Raw genomic sequence first — 17,285 nt, 5'->3', positions numbered from 1 at the left:
GTCCCCAGTCCCCAGTCCCCAGTCACCTGAAATCAACTATTTTTTCCCGTTGTAGAAAGTCCTTCGACTATCAAAGATGGAGTATAACAAGAACCATTCCAGTCTGCATCCCCACCGATTTTAACTATTTGTTTGAGGGCTGTGTAAACATTACCGGCAACCATTGTATCTTTAACTCTACCAATTATTTGACCTTTTTTTACCAAATATCCCAAATCAATATTGATAGAAAAATCACCAGAAATTCCTCCTCCTCCTCCTAGCATTTGATCAACAATTAAACCTTCATCCATATCTTGAATTAATTCTTGTAAGGTTGCCTTACCAGGTTGGATAAGAAAATTGAATAAACCAGGGGTGGGATAACTACCCAAACCAGGACGAAAACCATTACCAGTGCTACCAATACCTAATAGTCTGCCGGTAGTGCGATCGCTATAAAAATTGCGTAAAATTCCGTTTTCGATAAATATCAAAGATTGGGTAGGATTGCCTTCATCATCAAAAGGACAACTGTAAGGACCAGCTTGGGGGTTTTGGTAAAGGGTGAGAGAGGGTGCAACAACAGGTTGACCTAGTTTTTCCGCCCAAGGGGAAGCTTTTTCTAAAATTTGTTTACCATTTAAAGCTGCTTGGACAGTTCCCCAAATCATATCCGCAGCTTTGGAAGTAAATAAAACTGGAAACCGACCGCTAGGGGTAGAAACGTTTTCTTTTGCCCAATTTAATCGCTGTAAAATTTGATGTGCTACTCTGGCAGGATTAAGTTCACCCCGCTGGGTTTGTCCATCCGCAACACTGAGAAAATCATCACCCCTGACCCATTCTGCGGACATATAGCAACTGAGAGTAGTATCAGTATAGTGACAATCTAAACCTTTGCTGTTGATTAACCGAGTATTTTCTACATCACATTCCCAATCACTATTACAGAGAACATCAGGATAGAATTCACGCACGATAGCGATCGCACTTTTGCCCCAGTCTATCAATTTTTCCACTGAAACAGCTTCCCCCAAATCAGGGTAATATTTTTCAGAATTACTACTGACTTCTACAGGTTCAGGGTGATTTAACTGACTGAGAGCTAAAGCTCGTTCTACCATCCCTTGAGGAGCTACAGAACCGTAAGCCACAGTCAGTCCCGGACGACCGTTTCGCCATAGCCGCAATGCTGTACCTTCAGATTGACTGGTTTCTAGTTGTTTTAAGCGGTTGGCCTCAAAAAACACAGGACGAGAAAGCGATCGGGACTGATACACTTCCGCAGCCTCTGCGCCAGATTTTAAAGCCAGTTCTAGCAACTGTTCCGCTAGTGTATCTTGTGACAATTTTGCAGAACCCATTTCCCTTGATTAATTGTGGATTTTGGATGGTAAAGCTCAGATAGACCTAGCTATTATCTCATCAGCGTGCCTCAACAGTCGTAATTTTTGGGTGATTGGTGATTGGTGATTGGTGATTGGTGATTGGTGATTGGGGGTTATCTCCCCTACTTCCCCTACTTCCCCTGCTCCCCTGCCTATTTACTGTCACCTGTCACCTGTCACCTGTCACCTGTCACCTGTCACCTGTCACCTGTCACCTGTCACCTGTTACCTGTCACCTGTCACCTGTCACCTGTCACCTGTCACCTGTTACCTGTCACCTACTATAGATTTACCTCTTGTAACAGCCAAAAACCAGCAAAAGCTTGAGCTTGGGGATCGGACTGGACACCAATAAAATGGACTCCATTGGCTTGTTGTTTGGCTGCTTCAAATCCTTGTGCTTCTTTGAGCAGTTGAGGTGTTCTGATATTTGCCACAACCCAGCTTTCCGTTGCACCAGTTTCTAATATCAATCTGTCTCCTTGACTGGTATCGAATCGCAAATAAGCTAACTCTAAACCTGACATCCACCCAGCGATGGGCAAAGCTCTAGGTGAAAAAATCAAAATTCCTGGAATACGCGTTTCTGGGGGTAACTGGGCTAAATCTAGGGGAAAAGCTTCACCAAAGCCAATTTCCCAATCTGGCATATCTGCAAAATCACTTGCTTCTAAACTCACAAATGCCCATTGTTTGCCTTCCAGCGCATCCGGTAAACGCTGGGGTAAAGGTCTTTCTAAACGTACAGAAGAATTTGTACCGCCTTGATATCCTGGTTCTTGGGGATAAACTTCCTCCATTCGCTGTTGTATCCATTGATTGAGAATTAATGCTTTACGACTAGGTAAGGCGGGAATACCTATATCTTGACAGGCTTTTGTAATCATATTATTCATTTGCCGACGGAAAAAGCGGATTTTAATTGGCGCTTTTCCCGCTTTCTCGATCGCTTCCTGTAACGCTGTCCGCAACCAAACCGAATTTACTTGGGTACTAGGGCAATATTGAGCATAGCGAAACAAGGAGTCTGTTTTAGTGCGTACATCAGTAGGACTTTCACACACTAAGACTTCCCAAACTTTTTTTTGATTTGCGTCCAATATCGGACGAGAGTAAAAATCGAGTTCCCAAATACTGCCCATGTTATACGATGAAATCTGGCGAGTTGATGTTTTGTTATCTTTCCACTCTACCAATCTACAGCCGCAATGAACGATCACTCATTACTCATCACTGGTTCTAATTTTCCCAGTTCTCTAATTAAATGCTGCTCCATCCAATTACTCAAATCAGCTAGAAATTCACGATAATTAAGATCACAATGTAAATCGTGATATGCTCCCGGATATTCAATACGCAACTTATCTGCACAAGTCACTCGTTGATAAAAAATTTCACTACCCTCTGGAAAAACTACTCTGTCAGCACTACCATGTAAAATTAATAAAGGTGCTGTCCATTCATGGGCGTGGGCATTAATCCAAGCTAATGTAGTAAAGAACTCTGTGGAAAACCGGGCTGTTGCACGGGTATGGCGTAAGGTATCTTGAGTGTAGGTAGCTACAATTTTCGGATCTCTTGAACCTGCGGTGATGTCGAGTCCAGTATTTAAGGAAAAACGCGGCCACAACCTCGAAAGCATTTTTCCCAAGAGTACGCGCACTGGTGATACTCCCACTTCTCCAATACTAGGTGCAACTGCAATTACTCCCTGTAATGCAGATATATCTTCTGGATAACGCAAAGCATACTCTAAAACTATCATTCCTCCCATGCTGTGTCCAAATAGAAAAATTGGAGATTCTGGTTGTTGCTGTTGAATCATTTTTAAGAATGTTCGCACGTCATTACGAAACTCAGACCAAGTATTAATGTAACCTCTTTGACCTGGTGATTGTCCATGACCACGCAAATCTAAGCCATAAACAGCATATTGCTGAGGTAACAAATGTTCAATTATATTTTTGTAAAGTCCGCTGTGTCCTCCGAGTCCATGTACTAATGCTAATATCCCCCTGATTTTACCCCCTGGATTCCAGTTTTGATAATACAGATCAATTCCCCCAACACCTTTAAATGTGCCTACGCTGTGGTAAATAGTCATGATTAGTTTTTTACCTAATTTCCCAGCAACTTTTTAGCCTATCAACGTATATTGTAGGGAAAATATCTTCTAACTGTGGGAGGATTACAGAAATTTTGGTGATTGGTGATTGGTGATTGGTGATTGGGTAATTTAAAGTATATTTCTGAGAAGTATGAACAATACTGACGAGTTAGAAAATTTACCTCTTTTAACTGAAGCTGCTATTAAACGGGTTTGGGAAGGTGTGGCGGCGGCGAGCGATCGCACTATTCGAGATACTATTGATACTACTCTTAATCAGCTATCTGCTATTGATCGGGAAAATACAGAACCGCGAGTTAGTTCTAATTTCAGGCGTTTTGTCTTGCGATCGCTCATTCATTTCTTTTTCCGTGTCCGTGTGGAAAATATCGAAAATATACCGCAGACATCAGCCATTTTAGCGGCTAATCATCTCCATCATTTTGACCCCTTAATTTTACTCGCAGAAATACTCACTCAACCGTATTATTATATTCTCGGTGATGCCCGCACTCTCTATAATAAATGGTGGAAACGCCTGATTTTAGGTTTTGCAGGTGGTGTTATTCCTTTAGAGAGAATTTGGGGAGAAGAACAAGCTGTTATTGCTGCTGCTGAAGCGGGAAAGGACGATTTCAAGGAACTGGCAGAGGTTATTAAAAATACTGTTAACCCTGGTGGAAATATCCAAACAGTACGCCGCATAGACCGCATTGTTTCGGCAATTTTAGCCCGTGAGGATGGGTTGATAATTTTTCCCGAAGGAAGACTGGGAACTGCTGAAGGTCATTTGCATCCTCTAAAACGAGGAACTGTAATTTATGCGTTGCGGGCTGGAGTGCCAATTGTACCAATAGCATTAATCGGCACTCATGACTTGTTTTTGAGAAAAAAATTAACAATTCGAGTAGGTGAACCTTTGTATTTTCCTGCAACTTCCAGGCCAAAGCGTCAGGAAATAGATACAGCTGTGGAAACTTTGGAGAAAGCGATACGGGATTTGTTACCTACAGATTATCATGAACCGGAGGGGATAAAGTTGTTACAACATTTTTTAAATCGGATGTTGTGGTAGGAAGATTTTGTTTCTTATTTTCTCACGCAGAGTCGCAGAGTCGCAGAGAGGAAGAAAAATGAGATATGTTACCAAATTGTTATAGTCTATTCTTAAATTTAAAAATCTTTAACCGCAGTTATTTAAGATGCAAATAGACTTTCATCATGGTGTTACTTACGTAGTAGCACGACTAGCGGGTTTTAACCACGAAGATGCTAGTATTATCGCTTATTGCGCTCAATATGTAGATGATGCAATTAATGGCGGTATCATTAAATTTGATAACGGTGCGATGTTTACCCGCATCAGTTCCGCACATAAGATGTTAGATTATCGCAACTTTCAAGAATTAGCAAATTATCATGTTTGGATACCTTTTCATTTTTTACCAGGAAATGGGGGTAAAAAAGCAGGTGAGAACCCGGAAGGAAAGTTTATTGAAAAGTTAATTTGTCGTCCTAATAGTGATGTTGCACAGCAGATGGTAAGGGAGTGTATTCAATGTCGTGAAACTGCTTATAGTTTACATCGTTTAGGGATTACAATGCACGTTTATGTTGATACTTGGGCGCATCAAGGTTTTGCAGGGGTGAACCATCGAGTTAATGAAGCGAAAAAATTACTTGATGAAAATGACAAACCTGATAAAAATTTGATGGATAGATTAAAAAATTATTTTGTTAGTGAAGCTTTACCTTTGGGACATGGTGCGGTTTTAAGTCATCCTGATAAACCTTATTTACGTTGGGGTTATATTAATGGTAGAGGTGAGAAAATTAGACGTAATAATCCTGAAGATTTTTTAGAAGCTGCTGATAATATGTGTAAAGCTATGCAGCGTTATTTATTAGGTGAGGCTGATGCTATTGTACCAGGTTTACCAGCACAAGATAAAAGTTTAATTGCTTGGATGTTAGAAAATATTAAAGATAAAAATGGCCATGTCCGTCATCACAAATGGTTAGATGCTATTTCCCAAAGTAAATTTAGTTTTGGTGCTGCTAATGTTGATTATATTCCTAAAGGTCAAGGTTCTTGGAAATATCAAGCTTTAGGAACGGAAAAATTAGTTGATAGAGAAAATGAAATTTTTCCCTATAATCCTAGTTTTTTAGTCAGTAATTGGAAATTATTTCACGATGCTTTACAAGCACATCAATTTTATATTATTCATGATTTATTACCCCAATATGGAATTTGTGTAGCTTAATTTATCAATTGATAATTGATAATTGACAATTGATAACTTTTTAATTCAAGGTTTAAAATCTCCCCTTTTAAGGGTAAAAGAGCCAAAAATTCCGCTTTTTCAAGACTCTGACTTTCAGGGAGAGGTAATTGTCCATTGTTGAAAGTCCCCCTTAAAAAGGGGGATTTAGGGGGATATAAAATTACTTCACCTGCAACAATCCTTTAAAGAAATAAATCATGTTCATAAATATCATTTCTATCCAAAGCATGATATAATCTAACCATGCTAAAATTTGCTCTAATGGGTGTTTTTCATAACCAATAAATGTAGCAGTTGTTTCTATCCAGTCCGGTTTTAATCTATGTTGTTTTTGTTGTTGTTTTTCCGCTGCTGTCTCATTTGCAAAACTAGATTCAGTTGTTGATGATGCAGATTTTTTGTTTTTAAAAACCTTCCTTGTTTCCGTATTTAATACTTGTTGATTTTTGTCTTCTGTGGTGTTAGATGTGATTTCTAAATTACCAAATAAATCACCCCAAGTTAACCAAGAATTTCCGGTTAAATCAGATGTTGGAATTTGACGACTATCAACAAATGTGTTAACAGGTTGGTTGGGAATTTCATTAAAATTATAATTTTTATAATCTTTTTCATCTTCCCTGAGTTGGGGAATTTTTCTACCACCAAAAAAGTAATTAATTGCAGATTCAATTAAAGCTGGAATATTCAAATTTCGCTGGTTTAAAGTATTAGCATTTACAGAAATTTCTCCCCTAGCTTCTACCTGATCTTTACCATAAATAAAGATATCTAATTGAGTTTTGGCAACTTTAATAATTCCCTGACTTTGTTGTTTTACAGGTACAATTGCTTTAGCTTCTAATTTGGCTAATGCTGTATCTAACAATGCTAAGATTTTACCAGGATAAGATTTGATTTCTAGAGGATTTCGATTTTCCGTATTTTCTGTTATACTGGAATCTGAACTATTAGTTAATTTATTTAAAAGTCGGTCAATTTCTGGTAATAAATTCTGCTCTTTTTGGGCTGCTACTAATTGTAAAACTTGGGAATATTCGGCAATTTCTTGATTAATTGTCTCATGTAAATTTCTTTGTTGAGCAATTGTCAAAACATCAAAAACTTTGTTATTGTCGCTGACAAGTACCAAATTTCTAGTTTCTAATTTGACGGCAATTCCCTGTACAGTGGGGATATGATGCTGTAAAGTATTTTCTGATGGTAATTTCGGCGCTTTTGGAGATTGTAACCACCCAAAACTATGAGTAATTTTTTCCCAAGTTCTACCCAAAAAACCTGAAGATTTAACATTTTGTAAAGTTTCTGATTCAGAAGCAGCGGCAGATGGTAAACTTTTAACTAATTCCAGTACGTTCTGAATAGGCGCGTCTGCTGGTGGGGGAGTATGGGATTGTAAGTATGTTTGGGTAGTTTGACCTGGGGTTTGTAATCTTTTTCCTATCAGTTTGTCAGGTTGTAATGCTTGATACAATGGATAAAGTAACGCCTCTACACTCCATTTTGTGGCAACTTGTAAGTTACGAATGGTACTTTCTAATTTTTGACTCAACCGCCGAGATTGCTGATTGAAGAAGTTAAATACTTTACTTTGATAAGGACGAGAAGAACTAGAGGACATGATATCAATGAATTAGGCTAAATTGGATTGATTTTGGCGATTCCCGTAAAATGTGATTGAGATTTAGTTAGTGATATAATCATAACTGAAAATAAATTCAGATGAGTTTAATTTTGACAATCTCAATTTCTGTTTAAGTCCTGAGAATAATCTTTTATTGTTAATTTTAAGTGTTAATTTTTTATGACTTTTGATCTTCCTCCTGTGGATACTACATCTATATTAAAGACTGTTGAGAATTTACGCTCTTTATGTCAAATTAATATACTTTCTGCTTGGGTTTATCAGCAAGGTAATTTAGAAATTAACGAGGTGGTAAATTCTGATTTATCTGATTGGCAATGTGTTAAGCTAAATGAGAAAAATCAGGTTGTTTGGGATGGGGGAAAACAGGTTCTTTGGTTAGCGCAAAGGTTTACTGTTCCTGAAAGTTTGCAAGGTTATCCTTTGACGGGTTTATGTTTGCGGTTGTCTTTGCTTTGGTGGTCTGATACTGTTGAGGTTTATGTTAATGGTAATCTGGTTTTAATTGGGGATTTATTTGATTGTTCCCCACGGGTGCTTTTAAGTCAAGGGGTAAAACCAGGTGATGAGTTTTTTGTTTGTTTGCGGTTGGTGAGTCCTGGTCATTGTGATGGTGCTTTGGTGCGATCGCTTTTAATTTTTGAGTCTTTGGATTACAATGAGTTAGATGCGGGTATTGTGGCTGATGAGTTAGCGATCGCTCAAATCATTCTGGAAAAGTTCGCACCGGAAAGGTTAGTTGGTTTGGTTGCAGGTATTGAAGAGGTAACGAACCACGTTCTGCGAAGCAGTTCCCGAAGGGTAGACACGAAGAACACGAAGGAAGAGAAGGAAGAGAAGGAAGAGAAGAAAGAGAGGGAAGAAGAAGACTGGAAGAATTTTATTTTTAACCTACGTCAGCTTTTACTTCAATCTAAAATCCAAAATCTAAAATCTAAAATATATTTGTTGGGTCATGCTCATTTAGATTTAGCATGGTTATGGCCTGTTTCGGAAACTTGGAACGCTGCACAAAATACTTTTGAGTCGGTTTTAAGGTTACAAAAAGATTTTTCTGAGTTAATATTCTGTCATACTACTCCCGCTTTGTATGCTTGGGTTGAAGAAAATCGTCCTGATTTATTTCGGGAGATTCAAAATCAGGTAAAATTAGGAAGGTGGGAGGTTTTAGGTGGTTTTTGGGTTGAACCAGATTTAAATTTGATTTCTGGTGAGTCTATTGTTAGACAATTATTATATGGTCAGCGTTATTTTTTAGAGAAGTTTGGGAAAATATCTCCGATAGTTTGGGTCCCTGATACTTTTGGGTTTTGTGCTACTTTACCACAGTTTTTAGTAAATGCAGGGGTTGAGTTTTTTGTTACTCAAAAGTTACGCTGGAATGATTCTACTAAGTTTGATTATGGTTTATTTTGGTGGCGATCGCCAGATGGTAGTCAAATATTAAGTTATATGTCTGCTCTCATCGGGGAAGGTATTGATCCGGTTAAGATGACTCAATATCTGTGTGAGTGGCAAACTCAAACGGGTTTAAATGATGCGCTTTGGCTTCCTGGTGTCGGTGATCATGGTGGTGGTCCTACTCGTGATATGCTAGAAGTAGCACGACGCTGGGAACATTCCCCCATTTTACCAAGGTTGGAATTTACAACCGCAGAAAATTATCTACAACAAATAAAGTTAGAATCTGAAAGTTTACCCGCACCTCTCCCAATATGGGAAGATGAGTTATATCTGGAATTTCATCGCGGATGTTATACGACTCACGCAGATCAAAAACGTTTCAATAGTAAATCTGAACATCTATTATATCAGGCTGAGTTATTCGCAACTCTCGCAACTTCTCTTTTTGGTTGTGAATATCCAAAAATGAAAATAGAAACTGCTTGGAAAAAAGTTTTGTTTAACCAGTTTCACGATATTTTACCCGGTTCTTCTATTACCCAAGTTTATCAGGATGCACTGCCAGAATGGGAAGATGTGCAAAAAACAGGAAATAGAATTTTAGATGATGCTTTAAGGGCGATCGCCTCTCATATCACTTTACCACAACCACCCCAACAAAATAGCATCCCTGTAATAATTTTTAACTCTCTCAACTGGGAACGTTCGGAAGTTATACATATTATAATGAACCGCAAAGAACGCAAAGAACGCGAAGTTAAGAGTGTTTCAGAGAGTTATTTTGTTAGTTCCCATATTTTTAGTTTAGAAGATCAGAGTTGGAAAGTTTACGATGTTGAAGGAAAGGAAGTTATCATCCAACAAAATGAAAATTATTTACTATTTATAGCTACTGTCCCATCAATAGGATATCAAATTTATTGGCTTTCTCCCACATCGGAAAAATCAAACATTGCAAAAAACGAACTTCCGAAAAATTGGACTTTAGAAAATGACTATCTCCAAATAAAAATTAACCCCCAAACCGGAGATATAGACAGCATCTTTGATAAAACCCAAAAACGAGAAATTTTAAACGGTGCAGGAAACAAACTCCAAGCATTTGAAGACAGTGGACAATATTGGGATGCTTGGAATATTGACCCCAATTATAACACCAAAACCCTACCACCAAGCGAATTACTATCAATTCAATGGTTAGAAAATGGAGAAATTCAACAAAAATTACAAGTAATTCGTAAAATCGGCAAATCTGAATTTATCCAAAATTACATCTTACCCAAAAATTGCCCCATCCTGAAAATTCAGAATACTGTAAATTGGCAAGAAAATCAAGTATTAGTAAAAACATCCTTCCCTTTAAATCTTAACGCTGAAACCGCCACTTATGAAATCCCCTGCGGAGTCATAAACCGACCAACCAACCCCCAAACCCCCGCAGAACAAGCAAAATGGGAAGTACCCGCTTTACAATGGGCAGATTTAACCACAGAAACCGATAGTGGAAAACACGGATTTAGTTTACTCAATGATTGTAAATATGGATACGATGTAAAACCCAATCAAATCCGCCTCACATTATTAAGAAGTCCCAACTGGCCAGACCCCGAAGCAGATAGAGGAATACACGAATTTACCTATAGTTTATATCCTCATCTTGGCAGTTGGCAAGAAGCGGAAACAGTGAAAAAAGGGTATGAATTAAATATACCATTAAATGTGTTAATAAATCCAGAGATTAAAAAATCTGAACCTGGTATTTTACCAAATCAAAGTTTTCTAAAATTAGCAGATGATAATTTAATTGTAATGGCTTTTAAAGTCAGTGAAGAAGATAGTAAAAAAATCATTCTGCGTTTTTATGAAAGTCAGGGAGAAACAGCAGAGTTAGGTTTAGAAAGTGAATATTTCCGGTTAGGGGAAGCGGTTGATTTATTAGAAAGGAAGGTAAATGAAGAAGTTGGAAAAATCGCACCTTGGAAAATTGGGAGTTTTGAAGTTATTGTTTGAATCAGGATAACCAGGATTTTAGGATGTACAGGATGGGAATTTTTAGATGGTTTGTTTGGTGTTTAAATTTGTATTTGTCTGAATCAGGATTTCCAGGATTTAAGGATTTACAGGATGGGAATTTTTAGATGGTTTGTTTGGTGTTTAAAGTTGTATTTGTCTGAATCAGGATTTCCAGGATTAAAGGATTTACAGGATGGGAATTTTTAGATGGTTTGTTTGGTGTTTAAAGTTGTATTTGTCTGAATCAGGATGTCCAGGATTTAAGGATTTACAGGATGGGAATTTTTAGATGGTTTGTTTGGTGTTTAAAGTTGTATTTGTCTGAATCAGGATGTCCAGGATTTAAGGATTTACAGGATGGGAATTTTTAGATGGTTTGTTTGGTGTTTAAAGTTGTATTTGTCTGAATCAGGATGTCCAGGATTTAAGGATTTACAGGATGGGAATTTTTAGATGGTTTGTTTGGTGTTTAAAGTTGTATTTGTCTGAATCAGGATTTCCAGGATTAAAGGATTTACAGGATGTAATTTTTAGATGGTTTATAAACATTCAAAAACAATCATTAAATAATATCATCAGAAAATCTCAACTTTCAAAAAACAATCATTAAAAACATCTTCAAAAAATCCCCAACTTCCCACCATAAATCATTCAACAACATCCTGTAAATCCTCAAATCCTGGACATCCTGATTCTGACAAATAAAATCTTCAACTTCCAAAAAACAATCATTCAACAACATCATCAAAAAATCCCCAACTCCCCACCATAAATCATTCAATAACATCCTGAAAATCCTCAAATCCTGGACATCCTGATTCAGACAAGTAACAGTATATAATTAACATTATCAAATACAAATATTTACCAATGACAAATCATCCACAACAACCGGGAAAATACGATGCTGTACTGGGTGGTCAAAATCAAACCTCAGAATTTGCAGCAGTTCTAGGTGGTATTGAAGGTGTAAAATTAAGACTAAGTAACCCCGACCCCCAAGTAAGAATAGCTTCTCTTCAACAGGCTTTAAACTATGGAGAAATGGGTTTAGATTTAGTGATTCGGGCTTTAAATGATGAGTCTAAGGAAGTAAAAAATGTGGCTTATGGTTTGCTAGAAACTCGCATAGAAGCAAAAGTAAAAGAAGCGTTAATAATATTCGAGGATGCACAATTAAAATCAGCAGTAGGAATGGACTACAGAACACTGCGTGATTTACTCAAAGCAGGAAAATGGGAAGAAGCAGATGAGGAAACAGCAAGGGTAATGTTAGCAGTTGCGAAACGGGAAAAGGAAGGTTCGTTCGGAATAAAAGATATTGATAATTTTCCCTGTACAGACCTCCGCACTATTGACCAATTGTGGGTAAAATACAGTGATGGTAAATTTGGTTTTTCTGTACAGAAACGGATTTATCAGGGTTTAGGTGGAACAAGAGAATATAACCAAGAAATCTGGAAGAAGTTCGGGGACAAGGTAGGATGGAGGAAAGGAGGCAATTGGTTGTACTACGACGAGATTACTTTTGATAAGAAAGCACCAGAAGGCTACGTCCCAAGGTGGTTGTGGATGTGTAAGTGGGGGGTTTGGGTTGGGAGTTCGAGTAGGTTTTTGTGGGTCTCTTCTCTCGCGTCCAGACTTGTAAATTGTAACATTTGAAGGTTACAGAAAATTATTAAGTCTGAATCAGGATTTCCAGGATTAAAGGATTTACAGGATTGTGATACTATACATTACCTATCCTGAAAAGCAACATAAATCATGTCATGTTTGATGAAATATTACAAAGAATAAGAGGGAAAATTACATCACTTCAATATGTAATGACACTTCATGCAGAAGAAGAAATGAACGATGATAACTTAACAATATATGATATTGAACAAAGTATCCTGAATGGTGAAATTATCGAACGTCAAAAAGATAGAATTACCGCAGAATCAAAATACCGTATTAGAGGAGTAACCACCGATGGAGTAGAAATTGAAATTATCACTAAACTCAGCCTCAGTGGAAAATTAGTTATTATTACAGTAGACCTCTCCGAAAATGAATGTAGAGACGTTGCATGCAACGTCTCTACAAGGGTTCTGGAAACCGCACATTTAATTACCGGAGATGTCTAGTATATACAGTTTAAAATCAGGTAACAGAAATATGAAATGCGATATTTGTAATAGTGAAGGTGTACATATCCGCAACGTTACCAGAACTTATGGTAAAGGTGAAGAAATGCTGGTAATTGAAAATGTACCTATTATTAGCTGTCCTCATTGCGGTGAAAGTTACATGACAGCAGAAACATTGCATAAAATTGAACAAATTAAACTCAACCGCAAAAATCTTGCAGTTGCACGTTTTATAGATGTTGTAAGTTTGAGTGCGTAGAGTCCATGTAAAATTTGGGTTTCACTGCGTACCCTACAGAAAGCTACATCTTGTTTATAATAAAAATTATCAATTATAGAGAACAAACCATGAATATTACCCTCAACCCAGAACAAGAACAGTTTATAAAAACCCAACTAGAACAAGGTAAATTTCCAGACGCTCAAGCAGTAATTAATCAAGCATTACAACTGTTACAAGAAAAACAAAAAGAATATGAAGAATGGGTAGAAGATGTGAGAATTAAAGTCAACGAAGCAGCAGCAGAATTAGAACGAGGTGAAGGAGTTCCTTTAGAAACAGTTGTTGAACAAATGCAAGCAAAATTCCCCCATGCGCGTGAGGTGAAACAATGAATCAATGTTTAATTTCACCTCAAGCAATTAAAGATTTAGATAGTATTTCCGAATATTTTTTAAATACAAATATTGAAACAGGAGAAAAGATTTTTCAAGAATTTACAAAAAAGTGTAAAAACTTGCTGCAATTTCCCCAAATGGGACGCAGTTACGAACACCTCAGAAAAGGAATGCGGGGAATACCTCTTAATAGTTAGATCATTTTTTATCAAATTGTTGATGATAATATAGAAATTCTCAGAATTGTCAATGGTCGTCAAGATTTAGAATCTTTGTTTACATGATCAATACTTAGTCAAAGATACCCGACTTCTCAGATAATTTATCTGTGTTCAGATTAAAATAGTAATAAATGAACATCCTGAGAATATCTATAACCAGGGAATAAATTCCCTGTCTCAAAGCTAAAGTCGGTTAAAACCGACTCTTATTATGGAATTTATGGTTTAATTTCCAAATCACAATAACATCCTAAAAATCCTCAAATCCTGGACATCCTGATTCAGACAAAATTATGCTAAAATATAATCTGTAAAAAATCATATTTTCAAAATTATGATCTTGCAAACATGGCAACAAACTCATTCTCAAGAATTACAACAAATTACCGAAACATTATCAAAAATAACTCAACTTCCAGCAGCAGCAGTAAAACCTCATCTTGATGCAATGCTAGAACAATTAGTTAAAACTACAGAACTTCCATTTTATCAAACAGCTTCTGATGAAGAATGGATTACAGCACTACATGAATGGAGTTCTAGTCATCCACAAAATACACCTATTTTATCTGACCACGCTGTAAGTCGAGCAGGTATTTATGAAGATGAGGAAATATAGTGGCATATTTAATTGATACTAATATTATTTTGAGAATAGCACAACCTCATCATCCAATGTGTGCAGAATCTTTAAATGCACTCGCTACACTCAGAAAACAAAAAGAAAATTGTTATTTAACACATCAAAATTTAGTAGAATTTTGGCGTAGTGCTACCCGTCCTATAGAAAAAAATGGGTTAGGAATGAGTTTAGTTGCAGCAGAAGCAGAACTACAAAAATTAGAAAATCTCTTTGCAATATTACCAGATATACCGGAAATTTATCAACATTGGAAACAGATTGTAATTGAGTATGGTGTGATGGGTGTCAATGTTCATGATGCAAGATTAGTAGCAGTTATGCTTGCTCATGGAATAACTCACATTCTCACTTTCAATATTAGTGACTTTAAACGCTATGGAAATAAAATTACTCCTGTACATCCAAATACCTTATTAGTCTGATTGATAGAAATATAGTACAACATTGCAAACCTCAGTCCTGTAAATCCTTAAATCCTGGACATCCTGATTCAGACAAAAAAATTTTGACTTTTGACTTTTGACCTTTGACTTGTATTTGGGTGGGCATAGCCCACCATTATATCAAACTAATCACGCTTTTAATCTTCGTGATCCTCAAAAGGATCAGCTAATTCTCTACTTGGTGGACCAAAGGATGTGTAAATTGCCATACCAGTAATCGCAATCAGGATGGCAGAAAAAGAAACACCAAGCACTAAACCAGGTTCTAAGTCCATAAAATTAGAGTTATATTATGAGCGGTATCTTCTAGAATATTACAAAACTTAACTTAAATACTATATTCTCCATTCATTAAAGTCAGGTAAACCACCCTACCCTGATAATGGTATTATCGTCATAGTCAGAATCATCCCAAACGTAAGGTTAAAATCCTGCTGAAATATTGCAGCACCCTACAACGGGGAATAAAAAAATTAAAAAAAGTTTTGGCAACTGATCTTAGGTGAACTATGGCACAACGGACTAAATTGGGAGATATCCTCAGACCCTTAAACGCTGAATATGGTAAAGTATCCCCCGGTTGGGGAACAACACCTTTAATGGGTGTTTTTATGGGTTTGTTTTTCGTATTCTTGCTCATTATTCTGCAAGTTTACAACAAGTCTCTGTTAATTCAAGACGTACTTGTTGATTGGCGCAGTTTAGGCGGCTAATTGCTACACAGCTATTATAACTTGGATGCAAGTTAATATAGACCCGGCCAGTCCGGGTTTTTCAGTTAATAGGTGACAGGTGACAGGTGACAGGTGACAGGTGACAGTTAAGAGAGCTTGTCCTAAGTTGACAATTTCATAGACAAAACTATACTTATATTGACAAAAATCAATATATTTTCCGGAAAAAATCAACTACTTGATATATAATACGGTGATATCAAGTATTGAATTGAGACTATTGCCGACGCGAAAACCAAGCAATGATGGTGGTAGTCTTTTTCAGAAACTTAATTGGAACACAATCGCGTTGGGCTACAGCGTGAAGGTCTACAGAGGGATAACCGCTCCCATGCTCCCGTTGAAGTAGAAAGTAAAGTCTAGCTTTGTCTAGGTTTTATATCGCAGCTAAAGGAAAAAAATAATGAATATATTTGGTATTGGTTTGCCAGAAATGGCTGTAATTATGGTAGTAGCTTTATTAATCTTTGGTCCTAAGAAACTACCAGAAATCGGTCGTAGTTTGGGTAAAACTATTCGCAGTTTCCAAGATGCTTCTAATGAGTTTCAAAACGAATTTAAGAAAGAAGCGGAAAAACTAGACCAACCTGTAAAAACTACTGCTGAATTAGAACCTAAACAAATAGAATCTACTAAACAGGATAATTCTGTCTAAAATTCTCCAAATTTCAGAGTTCTCCCGTAAATTCACCCAAAATCTAAAATCTAAAATCTAAAATCTCATATCCCAAATCGGATGACTGAAGCTGTTAAGCAACCTGCTTTGGTTATTCCCCAGTTAATAGTCGGGTTGGGGAATCCAGAGCCTAAGTATGATCAAACACGCCATAATATTGGTTTTGCGGCTATTGATGCTCTTGCTCGCGCTTGGCAATTTTCCTTAACTGAAAATCGTAAGTTTCAAGGACAGTTTGCAGAAGGTTTAGCACCAGGAGGCGGTAAAATCCGGCTTTTAAAACCGCTAACTTACATGAATCGTTCCGGGCAATCAGTCCAAGCGGTAACAAGTTGGTATAAAATACCTCCTGAATCTGTGTTAGTCATTTATGATGATATGGATTTACCGTTAGGAAAAACTCGTCTGCGCTCATCTGGTTCAGCAGGTGGACATAATGGGATGAAGAGCATTATTTCCCATTTGAATAGTCAAAACTTCCCCCGCTTACGCATCGGTATTGGCAAACCCAAAGGTGCAGCAAATGATGATAATGCTGACACTGTATCTCATGTTTTGGGAAAGTTCTCTGCTACTGAATCAAAATTAATGAATGTGGTTTTAGACTTTGTGGTTGAGTGTGCAGAACTCACCTTAAAGCAAGGTGTAGAAAAAGCCATGAACCGTTGTAATAGCTGGAGTGCTGAGGGATAGGAGTCAGGAGATCAAGGAGTCAGGAGATCAAGGAGTCAGGAGATCAAGGAGTCAGGAGATCAAGGAGTCAGGAGATCAAGGAGTCAGGAGATCAAGGAGTCAGGAGGAAGAAGGTAAATATTTCTCCCCAGTCACCAATCACCAATCACCAGTCACCAATCACTAATCACCAATCACCAATCACCAATCACCAATCACCAATCACCAATCACCAATCACCAATCACCAATCACCAATCACCAATCACCAATCACCAATCACCAATCACCAATCACCAATCACCAATCACCAATCACCA

18 protein-coding genes are annotated in these 17,285 nt (G+C 37.3%); 13 read left to right on the top strand and 5 right to left on the bottom strand.

Translation table 11 applies throughout. From position 1 onward, the window contains the following. Positions 1–32: 32 nt before the first annotated feature. The 3 genes from IQ237_RS24815 to IQ237_RS24805 all read right to left on the bottom strand — a co-directional run bounded on the left by IQ237_RS24815 (position 33) and on the right by IQ237_RS24805 (position 3,474). Positions 33–1,346 carry a TldD/PmbA family protein gene (locus IQ237_RS24815; protein ID WP_194059923.1) on the bottom strand — a complete coding sequence of 438 codons (1,314 nt, stop codon included), beginning with the start codon at positions 1,344–1,346 and terminating at the stop codon, positions 33–35. A 305-nt stretch (positions 1,347–1,651) separates the two neighbouring features. Continuing rightward, the gene (locus IQ237_RS24810; protein WP_194059922.1) at positions 1,652–2,512 is read right to left on the bottom strand and encodes a Tab2/Atab2 family RNA-binding protein; all 861 of its coding nucleotides are present in this window, start codon (positions 2,510–2,512) and stop codon (positions 1,652–1,654) included. A gap of 74 nt (positions 2,513–2,586) precedes the next feature. Further along, a complete protein-coding gene (locus IQ237_RS24805) occupies positions 2,587–3,474 on the bottom strand; it encodes an alpha/beta hydrolase (protein WP_194059921.1) in 888 nt (295 codons plus the stop codon). Positions 3,475–3,628: 154 nt separating this feature from the next. Here IQ237_RS24805 and IQ237_RS24800 point away from each other — a divergent pair, with 154 nt between their 5' ends. Both IQ237_RS24800 and IQ237_RS24795 read left to right on the top strand, forming a co-directional pair. Beyond that, positions 3,629–4,552 (top strand): 1-acyl-sn-glycerol-3-phosphate acyltransferase, encoded by a 924-nt coding sequence (locus IQ237_RS24800; RefSeq protein ID WP_194059920.1) that lies wholly within the window; start codon positions 3,629–3,631, stop codon positions 4,550–4,552. Between the two features lie 127 nt (positions 4,553–4,679). After that, positions 4,680–5,744 carry a DUF6765 family protein gene (locus tag IQ237_RS24795; protein ID WP_194059919.1) on the top strand — a complete coding sequence of 355 codons (1,065 nt, stop codon included), beginning with the start codon at positions 4,680–4,682 and terminating at the stop codon, positions 5,742–5,744. 181 nt (positions 5,745–5,925) lie between these two features. On the opposite strand, the gene IQ237_RS24790 is transcribed toward IQ237_RS24795, so the two are convergent. After that, positions 5,926–7,386 (bottom strand): hypothetical protein, encoded by a 1,461-nt coding sequence (locus tag IQ237_RS24790; protein ID WP_194059918.1) that lies wholly within the window; start codon positions 7,384–7,386, stop codon positions 5,926–5,928. Positions 7,387–7,569: 183 nt separating this feature from the next. Here IQ237_RS24790 and IQ237_RS24785 point away from each other — a divergent pair, with 183 nt between their 5' ends. From IQ237_RS24785 to IQ237_RS24750, 8 genes are all read left to right on the top strand, one after another. Then, entirely contained in the window at positions 7,570–10,824 is a 3,255-nt protein-coding gene (locus tag IQ237_RS24785) for an alpha-mannosidase (RefSeq protein WP_194059917.1), read from the top strand. Positions 10,825–11,697: 873 nt separating this feature from the next. After that, a complete protein-coding gene (locus IQ237_RS27090) occupies positions 11,698–12,489 on the top strand; it encodes a GUN4 domain-containing protein (protein ID WP_194059916.1) in 792 nt (263 codons plus the stop codon). A gap of 164 nt (positions 12,490–12,653) precedes the next feature. Continuing rightward, positions 12,654–12,956 (top strand): DUF4258 domain-containing protein, encoded by a 303-nt coding sequence (locus IQ237_RS24775; RefSeq protein WP_228020698.1) that lies wholly within the window; start codon positions 12,654–12,656, stop codon positions 12,954–12,956. Positions 12,957–12,987: 31 nt separating this feature from the next. Further along, positions 12,988–13,218: a type II toxin-antitoxin system MqsA family antitoxin gene (locus tag IQ237_RS24770; RefSeq protein WP_194059914.1), complete on the top strand. Its 231-nt coding sequence runs from the start codon at positions 12,988–12,990 to the stop codon at positions 13,216–13,218. An 89-nt stretch (positions 13,219–13,307) separates the two neighbouring features. Next, positions 13,308–13,574 (top strand): type II toxin-antitoxin system ParD family antitoxin, encoded by a 267-nt coding sequence (locus IQ237_RS24765; protein ID WP_194059913.1) that lies wholly within the window; start codon positions 13,308–13,310, stop codon positions 13,572–13,574. After that, positions 13,571–13,774 carry a type II toxin-antitoxin system RelE/ParE family toxin gene (locus IQ237_RS24760; protein WP_228020697.1) on the top strand — a complete coding sequence of 68 codons (204 nt, stop codon included), beginning with the start codon at positions 13,571–13,573 and terminating at the stop codon, positions 13,772–13,774. The genes IQ237_RS24765 and IQ237_RS24760 overlap by 4 nt, the downstream gene beginning before the upstream one ends. A gap of 358 nt (positions 13,775–14,132) precedes the next feature. Then, complete coding sequence (locus IQ237_RS24755) at positions 14,133–14,417, top strand: hypothetical protein (RefSeq protein ID WP_194059911.1); 285 nt, start codon at positions 14,133–14,135, stop codon at positions 14,415–14,417. After that, positions 14,417–14,863 (top strand): PIN domain-containing protein, encoded by a 447-nt coding sequence (locus tag IQ237_RS24750; protein WP_194059909.1) that lies wholly within the window; start codon positions 14,417–14,419, stop codon positions 14,861–14,863. Before IQ237_RS24755 ends, IQ237_RS24750 begins: the two co-directional genes overlap by 1 nt. A 158-nt stretch (positions 14,864–15,021) precedes the next feature. Here the strand turns inward: IQ237_RS24750 and psbN are convergent, their stop codons facing one another. Next, entirely contained in the window at positions 15,022–15,159 is a 138-nt protein-coding gene (gene psbN / locus IQ237_RS24745) for a photosystem II reaction center protein PsbN (protein WP_096566031.1), read from the bottom strand. Positions 15,160–15,393: 234 nt separating this feature from the next. On the opposite strand from psbN, the gene psbH reads away from it, so the two are divergent. The 3 genes from psbH to pth all read left to right on the top strand — a co-directional run bounded on the left by psbH (position 15,394) and on the right by pth (position 16,987). After that, positions 15,394–15,597: a photosystem II reaction center phosphoprotein PsbH gene (gene psbH / locus IQ237_RS24740; RefSeq protein ID WP_096566033.1), complete on the top strand. Its 204-nt coding sequence runs from the start codon at positions 15,394–15,396 to the stop codon at positions 15,595–15,597. Positions 15,598–16,021: 424 nt separating this feature from the next. After that, positions 16,022–16,273 carry a TatA/E family twin arginine-targeting protein translocase gene (locus IQ237_RS24735; RefSeq protein ID WP_137667466.1) on the top strand — a complete coding sequence of 84 codons (252 nt, stop codon included), beginning with the start codon at positions 16,022–16,024 and terminating at the stop codon, positions 16,271–16,273. An 81-nt stretch (positions 16,274–16,354) separates the two neighbouring features. Next, positions 16,355–16,987, top strand: coding sequence for an aminoacyl-tRNA hydrolase (gene pth, locus IQ237_RS24730; RefSeq protein WP_194059907.1), 633 nt, complete (start codon positions 16,355–16,357; stop codon positions 16,985–16,987). Positions 16,988–17,285 lie beyond the last annotated feature (298 nt).

The sequence above is a fragment of the Sphaerospermopsis sp. LEGE 08334 genome (genome assembly GCF_015207205.1).
Taxonomy (GTDB): domain Bacteria; phylum Cyanobacteriota; class Cyanobacteriia; order Cyanobacteriales; family Nostocaceae; genus Sphaerospermopsis.
This window is presented reverse-complemented; position numbering and strand designations above follow the sequence as displayed.